The following is a 16613-nucleotide window of genomic DNA, read 5'->3' as shown; positions in this document are numbered from 1 at the left end:
AGCACAAAGGAGTTTGCGTGGCGAAAAATTATTATGACATCACGCTGGCGCTGGCTGGCATCTGCCAGTCCGCCCGACTGGTACAGCAACTGGCGCATCAGGGCCACTGCGACTCAGACGCGCTGCGCGTCATGCTGAGCAGCGTTATCGATCTGAATCCCGGCTCTACCCTCGCGGTTTACGGCGGTAGCGAGTCCGGGCTGAAGATGGGGCTGGAAACCCTGCTGGGGGTGCTGAATGCCAGCCAGCGACAGGGGCTGAACGCCGAACTGACGCGTTATACCCTGAGCCTGATGGTGCTGGAACGCAAGCTCCACAATAATCGCCAGGCCATGAATACCCTGGGCGAGCGTATTAACGGCCTGCAGCGCCAGCTCGACCATTTCGACCTGGAGTCAGAGACGCTGATGAACGCCATGGCGGGCATCTACGTCGACGTGATCAGCCCGCTGGGCCCGCGTATCCAGGTGACCGGCTCCCCGGCCGTGCTGCAAAGCCCCCAGGTGCAGGCCAAAGTCCGTGCCGCCCTGCAGGCCGGTATCCGCTCCGCAGTGCTCTGGCACCAGGTGGGCGGCGGTCGCCTGCAGCTTATGTTTTCCCGTAATCGCCTGTGTACGCAGGCCAGACAACTTCTTGCACACTGTTAATCTCTCAGGAGTAACCGATGGAATTATCCTCACTGACGGCCGTTTCCCCTATCGATGGACGCTACGGCGATAAAGTCAGTCCGCTGCGCGCCATCTTCAGCGAATATGGCCTGCTGAAGTTCCGCGTTCAGGTCGAAGTCCGCTGGCTGCAGCAACTGGCCGCGCACCCGGGCATCCAGGAGGTTCCTGCCTTTGACAGCAGCGCAAACGATTTCCTTGATGCCATAGTCGCGAACTTCAATGAAGAGGACGCCGCGCGCATCAAGACCATTGAGCGCACCACCAACCACGATGTGAAGGCGGTAGAGTATTTCCTGAAAGAGAAAGTGGCACAGGTTCCTGCGCTGCACGCGGTGTCTGAATTTATCCACTTCGCCTGCACCTCTGAGGATATCAATAACCTCTCTCACGCCCTGATGCTGCAGACCGCCCGTCAGGAAGTACTGCTGCCCTGGTGGCGTAAGACTATCGATGCCGTTAAGAGTCTTGCCAACCAGTACCGCGATATCCCCCTGCTCTCCCGCACCCACGGCCAGCCCGCCACGCCGTCCACCATGGGTAAAGAGATGGCCAACGTGGCTTACCGCATGGAGCGTCAGTACCGCCAGCTGGAGCAGGTTGAGATTCTGGGCAAAATCAACGGCGCCGTGGGCAACTATAACGCCCACCTGGCGGCCTACCCGGAAGTGGACTGGCACGCCTTTAGCGAAGCCTTTGTGACCTCGCTGGGGATTCAGTGGAACCCCTACACCACCCAGATCGAGCCCCACGACTATATCGCCGAACTGTTTGACTGCGTGGCGCGCTTTAATACCATCCTGATCGACTTCGATCGCGATGTCTGGGGTTATATCGCCCTTAACCACTTCAAACAGAAGACCATCGCCGGTGAAATCGGCTCTTCCACCATGCCCCATAAGGTCAACCCCATCGACTTCGAAAACTCCGAAGGCAACCTGGGGCTGGCGAACGCCGTCTTCCAGCATCTGGCCAGCAAGCTGCCGGTCTCCCGCTGGCAGCGCGATCTGACCGACTCCACGGTACTGCGTAACCTGGGCGTGGGAGTGGGTTATGCGCTGATCGCTTATCAGTCCACCCTGAAAGGGGTCAGCAAGCTGGAGGTCAACCGCGATCGCCTGCTGGACGAACTGGATCACAACTGGGAAGTGCTGGCCGAGCCGATCCAGACCGTGATGCGCCGCTACGGTATCGAAAAACCCTACGAAAAGCTGAAAGAGCTGACCCGCGGCAAGCGGGTGGATGCCGAAGGGATGAAGCAGTTTATTGATGGTCTGGCGCTGCCGGAGCACGAGAAAACCCGCCTTAAGGCCATGACCCCGGCCAACTACCTGGGTCGCGCTACCCAGATGGTCGATGACCTGAAATAGGTTGAATTAGCGCCGCCTGCGGGCGGCGCTATCGCACTCCACTTTCACTCCGCCCTGGGGCGCGCTACAGTATGTAGCACACCTTAGCAGGGAGCCCGTCATGAAACGCTTTCTTGATTGCAGCGCCTCTGAGCTGCGCGACATCACCAAATCCCAACTACTATTCGCCCTGCGCGCCAGCGAAGGTCGGATTGTGGTCAGTGAAACCATCGGCGCCACCGCACCGCTGCTGAACGGAATTACCAACGCCGAACTGGCCGCCAGCCAGGGCGCCGATATTCTGCTGCTGAATCTGTTCGATGCCGAACAGCCGCAGATTGCCGGTCTGCCGCATAGCGTTGCCGCCGACGACTGCCTGCGCGAGCTGCAACGCCTGACCGGCCGGGTGATTGGCGTTAACCTGGAGGCGGTAGACCCCGCTTACGCCAGCGATAACCGCGAACTGTGGGGCATGACCCGCGGTCGGGCCGCCACGGCGGAAAATGCCGAAAAGCTGTGGCAGATGGGGGCGCGCATTCTGGTGCTGACCGGCAATCCCGGTAACGGCATCAGTAACCAGGCGCTGGCCGACGCCCTTAAGCAGATTCGTGATGCGGTGGGCGATCGCATGGTGCTGGTCACCGGCAAGATGCACGGCGCAGGCGTGGTGGATGAGAGCGGCCGCCAGCTAATTACCTCCCGGGATATCGCCCGCTTTATTGATAACGGCGCCGATATCGTGCTGGTGCCCGCCCCCGGGACCGTGCCGGGCATGAGCCAGCAGCGGGTCAGCGAACTGATTGAGGAGATCCAGCGCCGCGGCGCGCTGGCGATGACCGCCATCGGCACCTCTCAGGAGGGCGCCGATCGCGAAACCATCCGCCAGATAGCGCTAATGAGCAAAATGGCCGGGGCCGACCTACAGCACATCGGCGATACCGGCTGGATGGGCCTGGCGCTGCCGGAGAATATTTTTACCCTTAGCGTCGCCATCCGCGGAGTGCGCCATACCTATGCGCGCATTGCCCGTTCAATAAATCGCTGAGCCCGCGTAGCGTTGAGCCGGGGTTTACCCCCGGCCGCGTAAAACGGTTTTGTCGTTAACATTATTTAAGGAGTGAACATGCGCGTCCTGGTCGTGGAAGATAATGCGCTGTTACGCCATCACCTGCAGGTTCAGTTACGTGAGCTGGGCCACCAGGTAGATGCCGCGGAAGATGCCAAAGAGGCGGACTATTTTCTGAATGAGCATATGCCCGATATCGCCATTGTCGATCTGGGGCTGCCGGGCGAAGACGGCATGTCGCTGATTCGCCGCTGGCGCGGCCATGATGTCACCCTGCCCATTCTGGTGCTGACCGCCCGCGAAGGCTGGCAGGACAAAGTGGAAGTGTTAAGCGCCGGTGCCGACGACTACGTGACCAAGCCGTTCCATCTGGAAGAGGTGATGGCACGCATGCAGGCGCTGATGCGCCGCAACAGCGGTCTGGCCTCGCAGCTTATTTCGATGCCGCCGTTCCAGGTGGATCTGTCACGCCGCGAGCTTTCAATTAACGGTAACCTGATCAAACTGACCGCGTTCGAATACACCATTATGGAAACGCTTATCCGCAACGCCGGTAAGGTGGTCAGCAAGGATTCCCTGATGCTACAGCTTTATCCCGACGCCGAGCTGCGTGAAAGCCACACCATTGACGTTCTGATGGGGCGACTGCGCAAGAAGATTCAGGCAGAGCACAACGGCGATGTCATCACCACCGTGCGCGGCCAGGGCTACCGGTTCGATCTCAACTAAATGAAAATTCTGCGCCATTTTCTGCCGCTTTCGCTGCGGGTCCGCTTCCTGCTGGCCACCGCCGCCGTGGTGCTGGTGCTGTCGCTGGCCTACGGCGTGGTAGCGCTGGTGGGCTACAGCGTCAGTTTCGACAAAACCGCCTTCCGGCTGCTGCGCGGCGAGAGCAATCTGTTCTACACCCTGGCGAAGTGGGAAAACGGCAAAATCAGCGTCGAAATGCCGGAAAATCTCGACAGGCAAAGCCCCAGCCTGGCGCTGATCTACGATGAGCGCGGTAAGCTGCTGTGGCAACAGCGCCAGGTACCGCACCTGATCGCCCAGATCCGCAAGGAGTGGCTGCACGCCGACGGCTTCCAGGAGCTGGAGGCCGACTACACCACCAGCAGGGAGCTGCTGGGGGCCAATGCGCTGCTGCAAAATCAGCTCAATGAACTGAGCGACGACGATAAAGACGACGAAACCACCCACTCCATCGCCATTAACCGCTATCCCGCCACCGCCACCATGCCCGCCCTGACCATTGTGGTGGTGGACACCATTCCCAGCGAGCTGAAGCACTCTTATATCGTCTGGAACTGGTTTTTCTACGTGATGGTCGCCAACCTGCTGCTGGTGCTCCCGCTACTGTGGGTCGCCGCCTGGTGGAGTCTGCGCCCTATCGAAGCCCTGGCCCGGGAGGTGCGCGAACTGGAAAAACACGATCGCGAAACCCTGAACCCGGAAACCACCCGCGAGCTGACCAGCCTGGTCAACAACCTTAACCAGCTGCTAAAGAGCGAGCGCGAGCGTTACGACAAGTACCGCACCACCCTGACCGATCTGACCCACAGTCTGAAAACGCCGCTGGCGGTGCTCCAGAGTACCCTGCGTTCGCTGCGTACCGGTAAGCTGGCGTTGGAACAGGCGGAGCCCCAGATGCTGGAGCAGATTAGTCGTATCTCTCAGCAGATCGGCTACTACCTGCATCGCGCCAGTATGCGCAGCGGCAGCGCCCTGATCAGCCGCGAGGTGCACCCGGTGGGACCGCTGCTGGATAACCTGACCTCGGCCCTGAACAAGGTGTATCAGCGTAAGGGCGTCTCTATTTCGCTGGATATCTCGCCGGAGATTGTCTTTATCGGTGAGCGGAACGACTTTATGGAAGTGATGGGCAACCTGCTGGATAACGCCTGTAAGTACTGCCTTGAGTTTGTCGAAGTCTCCGCCCGTCAGCAGGAAGAGACGCTGCACCTGATTGTCGAAGACGACGGACCGGGCATACCGGAAACCCTGCGCGGTCGGGTGTTCGATCGCGGCCAGCGCGCCGATACCCTGCGCCCCGGCCAGGGGGTGGGACTGGCGGTGGCCCGCGAGGTGGCGTCGCAATATCAGGGGCAAATTGTCGCCGGAGAAAGCCCGCTGGGCGGCGCGCGCATGGAGGCGATTTTTGGTCGCCAGCGCCTGGGTGAAGCCGAAAGCTGAAGCCCGCCCCGGCCTTCATGTATACTTGACACAAGCCCGAAACCTCACGCCGCAACGGAAAATATATGGATTACCGCTTAGAGTTAAACTGGCCCGACTTTATTCAACGCTACTGGCAGAAGCGCCCGGTGGTGTTAAAGCGCGGCTTTCAAAATTTCGTCGATCCCCTTAGCCCTGACGAGCTGGCCGGGCTGGCGATGGAAAGCGAAGTGGACAGCCGACTGGTCAGCCACCAGGACGGTAAATGGCAGGTCGGCCACGGCCCCTTTGAAAGCTACGATCACCTTGGCGAGACCAACTGGTCGCTGCTGGTACAGGCGGTGGATCACTGGCACGAGCCTGCGGCGGCGCTGATGCAACCGTTCCGCGCCCTGCCCGACTGGCGCATCGACGATCTGATGATCTCCTTTTCAGTGCCCGGCGGCGGCGTGGGGCCCCATCTGGACCAGTACGACGTCTTTATTATTCAGGGTATTGGCCGCCGCCGCTGGCGGGTGGGCGAAAAGACCCCCATGAAGCAGCACTGTCCGCATCCCGACCTGCTGCAGGTCTCCCCCTTTAACGCCATTATCGATGAAGAGCTGGAGCCCGGGGATATTCTCTATATTCCGCCCGGCTTCCCGCACGAAGGCTACTCGCTGGAAAATTCGATGAACTATTCGGTGGGCTTCCGCGCCCCCAGCGGCCGGGAGCTGATCAGCGGCTTCGCCGATCACGTGCTGGAGCATGAACTGGGCAGCCGCCGCTATGGCGATCCGGAGATTCCCCAACGCCAACACGCGGCGGATATTCTGCCGGAAGAGCTGGATAAAGTGCGGGCCATGATGCTGGAGCTGATCGACGATCGCGATAACTTCCGCGAGTGGTTCGGCGAGTTTATCAGCCAGTCGCGTCACGAACTGGATGTTACGCCGCCGGAGCCCCCTTATCAGCCGGACGAAATCTACGACGCGCTCCAGCAGGGAGACGCCCTGCGCCGCCTGGGCGGGCTGCGGGTGGTGCGTATCGGCGAAGAGATTTACGTCAACGGCGAGCGGGTGGAAAGCCCGCTCCGCCCGGCGCTTAATGCCCTGGCGGATCACACCACGCTCGAAGCCCGCCACTTTGGCGAAGCGCTGGACGATCCTTCGTTCCTGGCAATGCTGGCGGCGCTGGTGAACAGCGGTTACTGGTACTTTGCCGAATAAGACTTGCAGGCAGCGATAAAAATCCCGGGGTCAGTGATGGCACCGGGATTTTTCAGTTTTATCGCCTCTACACCGGGCAAATCATTATTCTACCCGGCTCAATGTGCACCTTCACCAAACAGCCGGTTTCGAATCCGGCTTCGCCCAGCCAGTGGCCTTTCAGATGCAGACTGGGGCTGCGGCTGTAATAAAACAGGGGTGGCCTGAATTTCTGCTTCCTGAATCTGTCTCGCAATAATTCTGTGTTGTTTCATGGAGGTGGCAATATTTTCGTAATGATGCTGTCTTCAGGGGAAATATGTCGCGCTGGCGAAGATTCCGTTCACTTTAAGGTGATTTCTCTTATATCAGTTCCGGAACCGGTGAACGGGTCAGGAGGCTCAAGCGCCGCCTCCTGACAACCTGGCTTTCCGGCGTAAAAATCGCCCTTCGGGTCCCCTCCGCTTTTCCCATCCGCCGGACGGGTCGGGCATAACGGCACATCCCTGTGCCGTATGCCCTCAGCCAGACTTCCCTGTCTGGCTGACCCTGGCGGCCGTGAACGCTGCGGCGATTTTCAGGCCGGAGAATGTCATCGCTTTGACCTTCTGTCCTGACTGACAAAAAAGAGTGTGCTGGACGCATTTGAGCAATCCAACTGAAGCGACGAGGATGTTATGTCCCGGCTTAAAAACGCCGGAGCGTTCACGGAGGGCCGGAGGAGTGACAGGGATGTCACTCCAGGGCGAGGTCGCCAGGGATGGCGACTCTCGCCCGTGCCGAAAAGCCCGACGGGAAGTAGCGGAGGACAAAATTGCCGGGAGCAATTTTGAACAACGCCGCAGGCGTTGCCCCGAAGGGGCCCGGCCCAGGGATGGGCCGGGTTATTCCCGAAGGGCGTTTTTTACCGCCGGGGAGCCCGGGTCGCCGGAGGGGTGGCGCCTGAGCTCCCCTGGCCCGTTCACCGGCTGTGAATCAACAGAGAAGCAGTCACGCAAAGTGAACGGAACAGCCCACCGCTTCATTATATTCTGCCGGTTTTCAGATTTCGCTTTCGAACACTCCAGCTAATCTGCGACAAACCGATTTTACGCCCGCTGAGCCGTCAGCTCAGCGATACGCACAATCACCGCCACCGCTTTCTCCATCCCCTCCAGCGTCACAAACTCATGCTTACCGTGGTAGTTATAGCCGCCGGTAAACAGATTCGGACAGGGCAGCCCTTTAAAGGAGAGCTGCGCGCCATCGGTACCGCCGCGAATCGGCTTCATCTGCGGTTCGATACCGCAATCCACCATCGCCTGACGGGCCAGATCCAGAATATGCGGATGAGCAGCCACCTTATCGCGCATATTGTAGTAGCTGTCCTCAATAGTCAGTTCGATATAACAGTCGGGATGCAGCCCCTTCCCGACCCTTTTAGCTGTCTCCATCATAGTACGCTTACGAGCTTCAAAACGATCGCGATCGAAATCGCGAATGATGTAGTGCATCTCGGCCCGTTCAACGCTGCCCTTCATGCTATGCAGATGATAAAAACCGTCGTGGCCGTCGGTGCACTCCGGGGTTTCATCGGCCGGTAGCGCGGCCTGAATACGCGCCGCCAGCGACAGCGCATTCACCATCACCCCCTTCGCCGAACCAGGGTGAACGTTATTACCCACAATGCGAATGCTGACCGAAGCTGCGTTAAAATTCTCATATTCCAGCTCGCCCACGCCGCCGCCGTCCACGGTATAAGCCCAGCGAGCATTAAAGGCCTCCACATCGAAATATTTAGCCCCTTTACCCACCTCTTCATCCGGGGTGAAAGCAATGCGGATATCGCCGTGCGGAATGTTCTGCTGCTTGAGGATTGCCAGTGCGGTCATAATCTCGGCGACGCCCGCTTTATCATCCGCCCCCAGCAGCGTTTTGCCATCGGTGGTGATAAGCGTCTGCCCCAACAACTGGTGCAGCACCGGAAACATCACCGGCGACAACACCTCATCGCCGATCCCCAGCGCAATATCGCCACCGCGATAGTTTTCCACAATCTGCGGATTCACGTTTTTACCGCTAAAATCGGGAGAGGTATCAACATGAGAGATAAACCCGATGGGCGGCACATCGCCTGTAACATTGGCAGGCAACGTCGCCATCAGCGTGCCGTGGTCGCTGAGCGTGATATCAGTAAGCTTCAGCTCTTCCAGTTGCGTTTTCAGCAGTCGCAGCAGCCTCCACTGTCCCTCGCTGCTCGGCACATGCCTCACGCCCGGCTTCGACTGGGTATCCAGAGAGACATAATGCAGAAAACGCTCGAGTAATTTATCCATCTATCCGCCCTCATGTTAGTGCTGGTCATTATCCGGAAGAGCCCGGGGATAAATATTGAGTCAGGTCACTATTAGTCCTGTATCGCCGAGATTATTCTCCAGAGCTGCGTGAATGGCGTACTATTTGTCTATCCTTCTATTAGATTATTAACCAAATCGCCATGAATCTTGTTCCTATAGTCCTCAAAGCATTGGCGATTTTTGCGGTTTGCCGTAGAATGCCTGCCCTCAGACAGTACCCCGGCCTGATACACCGGTACTGACGGGGTACCGATTTGTTATGTGCCGCACCCTGAGGGGGTATACCACACACCCAGCGCCGGATTGAAGACTTGCGCGTTCATATGGGACAGAGTAAGAAATTGAATACACAGACTCGTTCACTTTCACCGCTGGTGCAACTGTCGGGAATCGGTAAAAGTTTCGATGGCAAAACCGTTATTTCCGACCTCTCCCTGACCATCAATAATGGCGAATTCCTGACGCTGCTTGGCCCTTCCGGTTGCGGAAAGACCACGGTATTACGGCTTATCGCAGGACTTGAAAACGTCGATACCGGCACCATTTCCCTGGACGGCCAGGATATTACCGAGGTTCCGGCGGAAAGCCGCTACGTCAATACCGTCTTCCAAAGCTACGCGCTATTTCCCCATATGTCGGTATTCGACAACGTAGCCTTCGGCCTGCGAATGCAGAAATGCCCCAACGCCGAAATCACGCCCCGGGTCACCGAAGCGCTGAAAATGGTACAACTGGAAGAGTTTGCCCGGCGTAAACCGCATCAGCTTTCCGGCGGCCAGCAGCAGCGGGTGGCTATCGCGCGCGCGGTGGTCAATCGGCCTAAGATCCTGCTGCTGGATGAGTCGCTCTCGGCCCTGGATTACAAACTGCGTAAGCAGATGCAGAACGAGCTGAAAGCGCTGCAGCGTAAGCTGGGCATCACCTTCGTGTTCGTGACTCACGACCAGGAAGAGGCGCTGACCATGTCAGACCGTATCGTAGTGATGCGTAACGGCATCATCGAACAGGACGGCTCGCCGCGTGAAATCTACGAAGAGCCGAAGAACCTGTTTGTGGCGCGCTTTATCGGCGAAATCAATATTTTCGACGCCACCGTGAGCGAGCGGGTGGATGAACAGCGGGTGCGGGCCAGCGTGGAAGGCCGCGAGTGCCATATCTATGTCACCTTCCCGGTCACCCAGGGCCAGCGTCTGAAAGTGCTGCTGCGCCCCGAGGATCTGCGAGTGGTCGAAATCAACCACGAAGGCGAGGCCGAAGGGTTTATCGGCTACGTGCGCGAGCGCAACTACAAGGGCATGACCCTGGAATCCAGCGTTGAGCTGGAAAACGGCAAGATGGTGATGGTCAGCGAATTCTTTAACGAGGACGACCCTGACGTCGACCATTCGCTGGATCAGAAAGTGGCTATCACCTGGGTAGAAAGCTGGGAGGTTGTACTGGCTGATGAAGAGCTCGAATAAATTCCAGAATGTGGTAATCGCCACCATCGTCGGCTGGCTGCTGCTGTTCGTCTTTTTACCCAATCTGATGATCATCGGTACCAGTTTCCTGACCCGGGACGACGCCAACTTCGTGAAGATGGTCTTTACGCTGGACAACTACGCCCGGCTGATGGACCCGCTCTACTTCGAAGTACTGCTGCATTCGCTGAATATGGCGCTGATCGCCACCCTCGCCTGCCTGGTTCTGGGCTATCCCTTCGCCTGGTTTCTGGCGCGACTGCCCGAACGGATCCGTCCGCTGATGCTGTTTTTGTTGATAGTCCCGTTCTGGACCAACTCCCTGATTCGCATCTACGGGCTGAAGATCTTCCTGAGCACCCGCGGCTATCTGAATGAGTTCCTGCTGTGGCTTGGAGTGATCGACACGCCGATCCGCATTATGTACACCCCATCGGCGGTGATTATCGGCCTGGTCTACATTCTGCTGCCCTTTATGGTGATGCCGCTCTATTCCAGCATCGAAAAGCTCGATAAGCCGCTGCTGGAAGCAGCCCGGGATCTGGGCGCCAGCAAGTTGCAGACCTTTATCCGCATCATTATTCCACTAACCATGCCAGGCATTATCGCCGGTAGCCTGCTGGTAATGCTGCCAGCAATGGGGCTGTTCTATGTCTCGGATCTGATGGGCGGCGCCAAAAATCTGCTGATCGGTAATGTGATTAAGAGCCAGTTCCTGAACATCCGCGACTGGCCGTTCGGCGCAGCCACCAGCATTACGCTGACCGTGGTGATGGGGCTGATGCTGCTGGTGTACTGGCGCGCCTCGCGCCTGCTGAATAAGAAGGTGGACCTGGAATGATGGGACGTTGCCTGCGTGGCGGCTTTATGGCCGTCATCTACGCCTTTTTATATATTCCGATCGTGATTCTGATCGTTAACTCCTTTAACCGTTCACGCTTCGGTATTAACTGGCAGGGGTTCACCACCCAATGGTATGAACTGCTGTCCAATAACGACAGTCTGCTGCAGGCGGCCCAGCACTCGCTGACCATGGCGGTGCTCTCTGCCAGCTTTGCCACCGTGATCGGCTCCCTGACCGCAGTGGCGCTCTATCGCTACCGCTTTCGCGGCAAGCCCTTCGTTAATGGCATGCTGTTTGTGGTGATGATGTCGCCGGACATCGTGATGGCTATCTCGCTGCTGGTGCTGTTTATCCTGCTGGGGATTCAGCTCGGTTTCTGGTCGCTGCTGTTTTCCCATATCACCTTCTGCCTGCCCTTTGTGGTGGTGTCGGTCTACTCGCGTCTGAAGGGTTTTGATGTGCGGATGCTGGAGGCGGCGAAGGATCTGGGCGCCAGTGAATTCACTATCCTGCGTAAAATCATTCTGCCGCTGGCCATGCCCGCGGTAGCGGCCGGCTGGCTGCTAAGCTTTACTCTGTCCATGGACGACGTGGTGGTCTCTTCGTTCGTCACCGGGCCGGGGTATGAAATTCTGCCGTTGAAGATCTATTCAATGGTGAAGGTCGGCGTTTCGCCCGAGGTGAACGCTCTGGCCACTATCCTGCTGGTGCTGTCACTGGTTCTGGTGATTGCCAGCCAGCTCATTGCGCGAGATAAAACACAGGGGAAGTAAAATGAAAAAATGGTCACACCACCTCCTGGCGGCAGGCGCTCTTGTTCTGGGTATGAGCGCCGCCCACGCAGATGATAAAACGCTCTACTTCTATAACTGGACCGAGTATGTGCCCCCCGGCCTGCTGGAACAGTTCACTAAAGAGACGGGCATTAAAGTGATCTACTCTACCTATGAGTCCAATGAGACCATGTATGCCAAGCTCAAAACCTACAAGGACGGCGCCTACGATCTGGTGGTTCCCTCCACCTACTTTGTCGATAAGATGCGCAAAGAAGGGATGATTCAGAAGATCGATAAGAGCAAGCTCAGCAACTTCCATAATCTGGATCCGGATATGCTGAACAAGCCGTTCGACCCCAACAATGACTACTCCATCCCCTATATCTGGGGCGCCACCGCCATTGGCGTTAACGGCGACGTGATGGATCCGAAGAGCGTGACCAGTTGGGCCGATCTGTGGAAGCCGGAGTATAAGAACAGCCTGCTGCTGACCGATGACGCCCGTGAAGTGTTCCAGATGGCGCTGCTGAAGCTGGGCTATTCGGGCAATACCACCGATCCCAAACAGATTGAAGCGGCCTATAAAGAGCTGCAGAAGCTGATGCCGAACGTGGCGGCCTTTAACTCAGACAACCCGGCCAACCCCTATATGGAAGGCGAAGTGAATCTGGGGATGGTATGGAACGGTTCCGCCTGGGTGGCGCGGACTCAGGGCGGTACGCCGCTGGAGGTGGTGTGGCCGAAGGAAGGCGGTATCTTCTGGATGGACAGCCTCTCAATTCCGGCTAATGCCAAAAACGTCGACGGCGCGCTTAAGTTGATTAACTTCCTGCTGCGCCCGGAAATCGCGAAGCAGGTGGCGGAAACCATCGGCTATCCGACCCCGAACCTGGCGGCGCGTAAGCTGCTGGATCCGTCCGTCGCCAACGACAAGTCGCTCTATCCGGACAAGGCGACCATCGAAAAAGGCGAGTGGCAGAATGACGTTGGCCAGGCCAGCGCCATCTACGAGTCTTATTATCAGAAGCTGAAGGCGGGGCGTTAAATACCCCTCCCTCCCCCGCAATCGCCCCTTGCTCGTTATTTTGAATAAGGGGCTTTCACTTTTCTTTTTAAGAGTTATCCAGTCACTTTTCTCCCTCTGCCCCCCCTATTTCGCACCGCTAATGGTGTAACAAAATATCGACAAAACAATCTGTTACAGCCAATTCCTTCGCCACAAGCGCCTGCATACCGCAAATAAAGATTTCTGTCAGAATTCCGATAATATCTTTGATCTTTGTTCTCTAAGGAATGGAAAGCATGCTAAGCAAAATAAAAATCATCAATGGAATACTGACTGCAATTGGTTTGTTCGTTATTCTCCAGTTAGTTTCCGGGGGGCTGTCTTATAACGCCATGAGAACCAATCAAAAGAATATTCAGGAGTTAAATCACCTTTCTCACCAACTGACTATCCTTGAAAGTAGCTGGAGTAATATGCTACAGGCGCGAATTGAACTTAATCGCGCAGCCCTGCGTGTTATAGGCGATGACAACATTGACGTAAATGAAACCCGGGAAAAAGAGAAAAGCCTGAAATCTGCAGAACAGCTACTCAGAACGACGCAACAAAAAATCACAGAATTTAGCAAAATGCCACAGGACCATATAGATCCAGACGTTAGAAAAAACGTTATTGAGGCATTCAACAACTATGACACCGTCCTGCATAATTTCATGTCTATGATACAGGGGCGTAATTTTCAAGGCATATTAACCACCCGCTGGCAGGATCATCAGGAAGAGTTAAGGCATCACTATGATATCTTCCAACAGAGTAGCCAGCGATTCTATCAGTCGGCATTCGAAGAGTCGCACCACGGATATCAATCAGCAATCTGGAGCCTGATCGCCAGCTTAATTATCATGGCTATCATCACGCTCGTGGTCTGGCGGGGCTTTCATCATATTCTGCTGCGACCGCTCAGAACGCTGATAGAAGCGATTCATCATATGGCCGCCAGCGACTTGACCAGGAAAATTGATATCACAGGCACCAATGAAATGGGGGTACTGGCAGCTAACTTTCGCGATATGCAGACGGCGCTGGCAAGCACCGTTGGTGAAGTCCGGGTCAGCGCCAACGCAATACATACAAGGGCGATGGAAATCTCCGCCCGCAATACCGATCTTTCTTCCCGAACCGAACAACAGGCCGCTTCGCTGGAAGAAACCGCTGCCAGCATGGAAGAGTTGACCGCGACCGTGAAACAAAACTCTGAAAATGCCACTCATGCCAACAACTTTGCCCAGGAGGCCTCAGAGATCGCCCGCCAGGGTGGCGAAGTCGTTAATAAGGTCGTGACGACCATGGATACGATCGTTTCCAGCTCCCAAAAAATTGCCGAGATCACCAACACCATCGATGCCATCGCTTTTCAGACCAATATACTGGCGCTGAATGCGGCTGTTGAAGCGGCCCGGGCGGGGGAACAAGGCAGAAGCTTTGCGGTCGTCGCAGGCGAAGTCCGCAACCTTGCACAGCGTAGCTCGAAAGCGGCTGGTGAAATTAAACAGCTTATTGATGATTCCTCCAGCCAGGTCGCTCATGGTTCAGTGCTGGCTAAAAATGCGGGTAACACCATGCAAGAGGTTGAGAAGGCCGTAGCTCGCGTCACCGATATCATGGGAGAAATTGCGCTGGCTTCTCAAGAGCAAAGCCGGGGTATCAGCCAAATCAGCATCGCCATTTCCGAAATGGATATCGTGACGCAACAAAATACCGGTCTGGTTGAAGAATCTGCGACTGCGGCGCATACGCTGGAAAAAGAAGCCAACAACCTGATAAGTTCGGTCGCCGCATTTAAAATCGATCAATCCGGTGCGCATACGGTAAATAAAAAAACGCCGCCTGCGAAAATATCCCCTCTTCCTGCTGCTGAAAACACAAACAGCTCATGGGAAACCTTCTGACGGCTTCGTTCTTTCCCCTTCCTGATTCAGGAAGGGGATTTGCGTGAAATCTAAAATCACATCTCTTTCAGCAGTTCTTCGATATACGCTGGCACCACTTCGCTCGCCAGACCATAGTGCTTCTCTTCAAATTCGCTGCCGACCTGGCTCGGCTCCAGGTTCAGCTCCACGGTATGAGCGCCCTGTAACTTTGCTTCGTGTACAAAGCCCGCCGCCGGATAGACATGACCCGAAGTGCCGATGGCGATAAACAGATCGGCGCTGGCCAGTGCCTGGTAGATCTCATCCATCTGCAGCGGCATTTCGCCAAACCAGACCACGTGGGGGCGCAGCAGCGCCGGAAACTGGCAGCAGTGGCAGCGCTCGCCGGGCTGGACATCCCCTGCCCATTCCAGCACCTGGCCGCTACGTTCGCAGCGCACCTTCAGCAATTCACCGTGCATATGGATGATATTGTGATTCCCTGCCCGCTCGTGCAGGTTATCGATATTCTGAGTCACCAGCAGAAAGCGATCGCCCAGCGCCTGTTCCAGTTCGGCCAGCGCCAGATGCGCGGCGTTGGGTGAAATCTCCGGCTGGGATAGCTGACGGCGGCGTTGATTATAGAAGTTCTGCACCAGCTCTGAGTCACGAGCAAAGCCTTCCGGGGTGGCGACATCCTCAACCCGATGCTCTTCCCACAGACCATCGGCGGCGCGAAAGGTACGGATACCGGATTCGGCGGAGATCCCCGCGCCGGTTAGTACCACTACTCTGGGTTTATCCATAGCGTCCGATCCCATTCTGTCGTTGAAAAATGCCCGCTGGCGCTGGCGCTCGCGCAAACGACGCTTGCTTCTTCGGAAACGGCTGAGCCTGTTCAGACGGCGCGATTGTATCATCATCCTCTGCGGTTACTCCTTCAGATGCAAAAAAGCGGCGCCGCGCATACCGCCCGCGGCACCGTGACGCGCGCGCTCGATAGGCGGCACCCGGGCGGCAGGCAGCAGGTGGCGCGGCAGTCGGGCGGGTAGCGCCTCTATCAGCTCGCTAAAGCCGGACAGGCCGCCGCCAATCACCACCAGATGCGGATCCACAACAGTTAACAGATTAGCCATACAGACCGCCAGCAAGTCAAGATAGCACGCGACATGCTCCCGGGCCTGGCTATCCCCCGCCTGCCAGCGTTCAACAATTTCCGGCGCCGTCAGCCGACTGCCATAGTGATGCTGCCACAGCCAGGCGAAGCCGCCGCCGGAAAGATAGTTTTCAATACAGCCGGACTGGCCGCAGCCGCAGCGCAGCAGCGGAATATCGCGCCCCAGCACCGTCAGGGCATCCACCGGCAGTCGGGTATGGCCGAATTCGCCGCTAAGCCCGGTCTGACCGCTAATCACGCGGCCATTCATCACCAGCCCGCCGCCCACGCCGGTGCCCAGAATCAGCCCCATCACCAGAGGGTAGCGACGAAACTCATCGTCCCAGGCCTCGGACAGGGTGAAGCAATTGGCGTCGTTTTCAATCCGCACTTCGCGCTCCAGCAGCGCGCTCAGATCGCGGCCCAGCGGGCGACCGCTGGCGGCGGAAAGATTGGCGGCATACAGCGTGCCGTCGGCGCTGGCCGGCAGCCCCGGAATACCGATGCCGACGCTGCCCGGCTCGCCGTACAGCGCATCGGCTTCCCGGACCATCCCAGCCAGGGTATTCAGAAAGCGTGAATAGTCGTCATGCGGCGTCGGCACGCGGGTTTCACGCACCAGACGCCGCTCAGAATCGTAGACGCCCAGAGCAATTTTACTGCCCCCGATATCAAAGCCGTAAAACATG

15 protein-coding genes are annotated in these 16613 nt (G+C 57.2%); 11 read left to right on the top strand and 4 right to left on the bottom strand.

Annotated features, from left to right (window positions below; genetic code table 11):
• Positions 1-17: 17 nt before the first annotated feature.
• The 6 genes from hflD (at position 18) to SCU88_RS09755 (ending at position 6457) form a co-directional block, all read left to right on the top strand.
• On the top strand, positions 18-647 hold the full coding sequence (gene hflD, locus SCU88_RS09780) for a high frequency lysogenization protein HflD (RefSeq protein WP_175339884.1): 630 nt from the start codon (positions 18-20) through the stop codon (positions 645-647).
• Positions 648-664: 17 nt separating this feature from the next.
• Positions 665-2035: an adenylosuccinate lyase gene (gene purB, locus SCU88_RS09775; protein ID WP_175339883.1), complete on the top strand. Its 1371-nt coding sequence runs from the start codon at positions 665-667 to the stop codon at positions 2033-2035.
• Between the two features lie 100 nt (positions 2036-2135).
• Positions 2136-3059: a haloacid dehalogenase-like hydrolase gene (locus tag SCU88_RS09770; RefSeq protein WP_175339882.1), complete on the top strand. Its 924-nt coding sequence runs from the start codon at positions 2136-2138 to the stop codon at positions 3057-3059.
• A 78-nt stretch (positions 3060-3137) separates the two neighbouring features.
• Entirely contained in the window at positions 3138-3809 is a 672-nt protein-coding gene (phoP, locus tag SCU88_RS09765; protein WP_138097111.1) for a two-component system response regulator PhoP, read from the top strand.
• Positions 3810-5270, top strand: a complete 1461-nt coding sequence (gene phoQ / locus SCU88_RS09760) for a two-component system sensor histidine kinase PhoQ (protein ID WP_175339881.1) — start codon at positions 3810-3812, stop codon at positions 5268-5270.
• A gap of 65 nt (positions 5271-5335) precedes the next feature.
• Entirely contained in the window at positions 5336-6457 is a 1122-nt protein-coding gene (locus tag SCU88_RS09755) for a cupin domain-containing protein (RefSeq protein ID WP_175339880.1), read from the top strand.
• Between the two features lie 67 nt (positions 6458-6524).
• Here SCU88_RS09755 and SCU88_RS09750 read toward each other — a convergent pair whose 3' ends face one another.
• The gene (locus SCU88_RS09750) at positions 6525-6692 is read right to left on the bottom strand and encodes a SymE family type I addiction module toxin (protein WP_175339879.1); all 168 of its coding nucleotides are present in this window, start codon (positions 6690-6692) and stop codon (positions 6525-6527) included.
• Between the two features lie 832 nt (positions 6693-7524).
• On the bottom strand, positions 7525-8751 hold the full coding sequence (gene pepT, locus SCU88_RS09745; protein WP_175339878.1) for a peptidase T: 1227 nt from the start codon (positions 8749-8751) through the stop codon (positions 7525-7527).
• Between the two features lie 344 nt (positions 8752-9095).
• On the opposite strand from pepT, the gene potA reads away from it, so the two are divergent.
• The 5 genes from potA to SCU88_RS09720 all read left to right on the top strand — a co-directional run bounded on the left by potA (position 9096) and on the right by SCU88_RS09720 (position 14807).
• Positions 9096-10232 carry a spermidine/putrescine ABC transporter ATP-binding protein PotA gene (gene potA, locus SCU88_RS09740; protein WP_175339877.1) on the top strand — a complete coding sequence of 379 codons (1137 nt, stop codon included), beginning with the start codon at positions 9096-9098 and terminating at the stop codon, positions 10230-10232.
• Positions 10216-11073, top strand: a complete 858-nt coding sequence (gene potB, locus SCU88_RS09735) for a spermidine/putrescine ABC transporter permease PotB (protein ID WP_175339876.1) — start codon at positions 10216-10218, stop codon at positions 11071-11073. The genes potA and potB overlap by 17 nt, the downstream gene beginning before the upstream one ends.
• Positions 11070-11849, top strand: coding sequence for a spermidine/putrescine ABC transporter permease PotC (gene potC, locus SCU88_RS09730; RefSeq protein ID WP_138097097.1), 780 nt, complete (start codon positions 11070-11072; stop codon positions 11847-11849). Before potB ends, potC begins: the two co-directional genes overlap by 4 nt.
• A 1-nt stretch (position 11850) precedes the next feature.
• Positions 11851-12897, top strand: a complete 1047-nt coding sequence (potD, locus tag SCU88_RS09725; RefSeq protein WP_175339875.1) for a spermidine/putrescine ABC transporter substrate-binding protein PotD — start codon at positions 11851-11853, stop codon at positions 12895-12897.
• 257 nt (positions 12898-13154) lie between these two features.
• Complete coding sequence (locus SCU88_RS09720) at positions 13155-14807, top strand: methyl-accepting chemotaxis protein (RefSeq protein ID WP_175339874.1); 1653 nt, start codon at positions 13155-13157, stop codon at positions 14805-14807.
• 56 nt (positions 14808-14863) lie between these two features.
• On the opposite strand, the gene cobB is transcribed toward SCU88_RS09720, so the two are convergent.
• Together cobB and nagK are read right to left on the bottom strand one after the other, a co-directional pair.
• The gene (cobB, locus tag SCU88_RS09715) at positions 14864-15685 is read right to left on the bottom strand and encodes a Sir2 family NAD+-dependent deacetylase (protein ID WP_175339983.1); all 822 of its coding nucleotides are present in this window, start codon (positions 15683-15685) and stop codon (positions 14864-14866) included.
• Positions 15686-15700: 15 nt separating this feature from the next.
• A complete protein-coding gene (gene nagK, locus SCU88_RS09710; RefSeq protein ID WP_175339873.1) occupies positions 15701-16612 on the bottom strand; it encodes an N-acetylglucosamine kinase in 912 nt (303 codons plus the stop codon).
• Position 16613 lies beyond the last annotated feature (1 nt).

Origin of the sequence: Jejuibacter sp. L23, from assembly GCF_050815825.1 — a bacterium.
In the GTDB taxonomy this organism is placed as follows: domain Bacteria; phylum Pseudomonadota; class Gammaproteobacteria; order Enterobacterales; family Enterobacteriaceae; genus Jejubacter; species Jejubacter calystegiae.
The sequence above is the reverse complement of the archived record's forward strand: the minus strand, read 5'-3'. Positions and strand labels throughout refer to the sequence as shown.

Bases quoted from the DNA above. Each gene is read 5' to 3' on its own strand.
- purB (WP_175339883.1), top strand. From the start codon at position 665: ATGGAATTATCCTCACTGACGGCCGTTTCCCCTATCGATGGACGCTAC.
- SCU88_RS09770 (WP_175339882.1), top strand. From the start codon at position 2,136: ATGAAACGCTTTCTTGATTGCAGCGCCTCTGAGCTGCGCGACATCACC.
- phoP (WP_138097111.1), top strand. From the start codon at position 3,138: ATGCGCGTCCTGGTCGTGGAAGATAATGCGCTGTTACGCCATCACCTG.
- phoQ (WP_175339881.1), top strand. From the start codon at position 3,810: ATGAAAATTCTGCGCCATTTTCTGCCGCTTTCGCTGCGGGTCCGCTTC.
- SCU88_RS09755 (WP_175339880.1), top strand. From the start codon at position 5,336: ATGGATTACCGCTTAGAGTTAAACTGGCCCGACTTTATTCAACGCTAC.
- pepT (WP_175339878.1), bottom strand. From the start codon at position 8,751: ATGGATAAATTACTCGAGCGTTTTCTGCATTATGTCTCTCTGGATACC.
- potA (WP_175339877.1), top strand. From the start codon at position 9,096: ATGGGACAGAGTAAGAAATTGAATACACAGACTCGTTCACTTTCACCG.
- potB (WP_175339876.1), top strand. From the start codon at position 10,216: ATGAAGAGCTCGAATAAATTCCAGAATGTGGTAATCGCCACCATCGTC.
- potC (WP_138097097.1), top strand. From the start codon at position 11,070: ATGATGGGACGTTGCCTGCGTGGCGGCTTTATGGCCGTCATCTACGCC.
- potD (WP_175339875.1), top strand. From the start codon at position 11,851: ATGAAAAAATGGTCACACCACCTCCTGGCGGCAGGCGCTCTTGTTCTG.
- SCU88_RS09720 (WP_175339874.1), top strand. From the start codon at position 13,155: ATGCTAAGCAAAATAAAAATCATCAATGGAATACTGACTGCAATTGGT.
- nagK (WP_175339873.1), bottom strand. From the start codon at position 16,612: ATGTTTTACGGCTTTGATATCGGGGGCAGTAAAATTGCTCTGGGCGTC.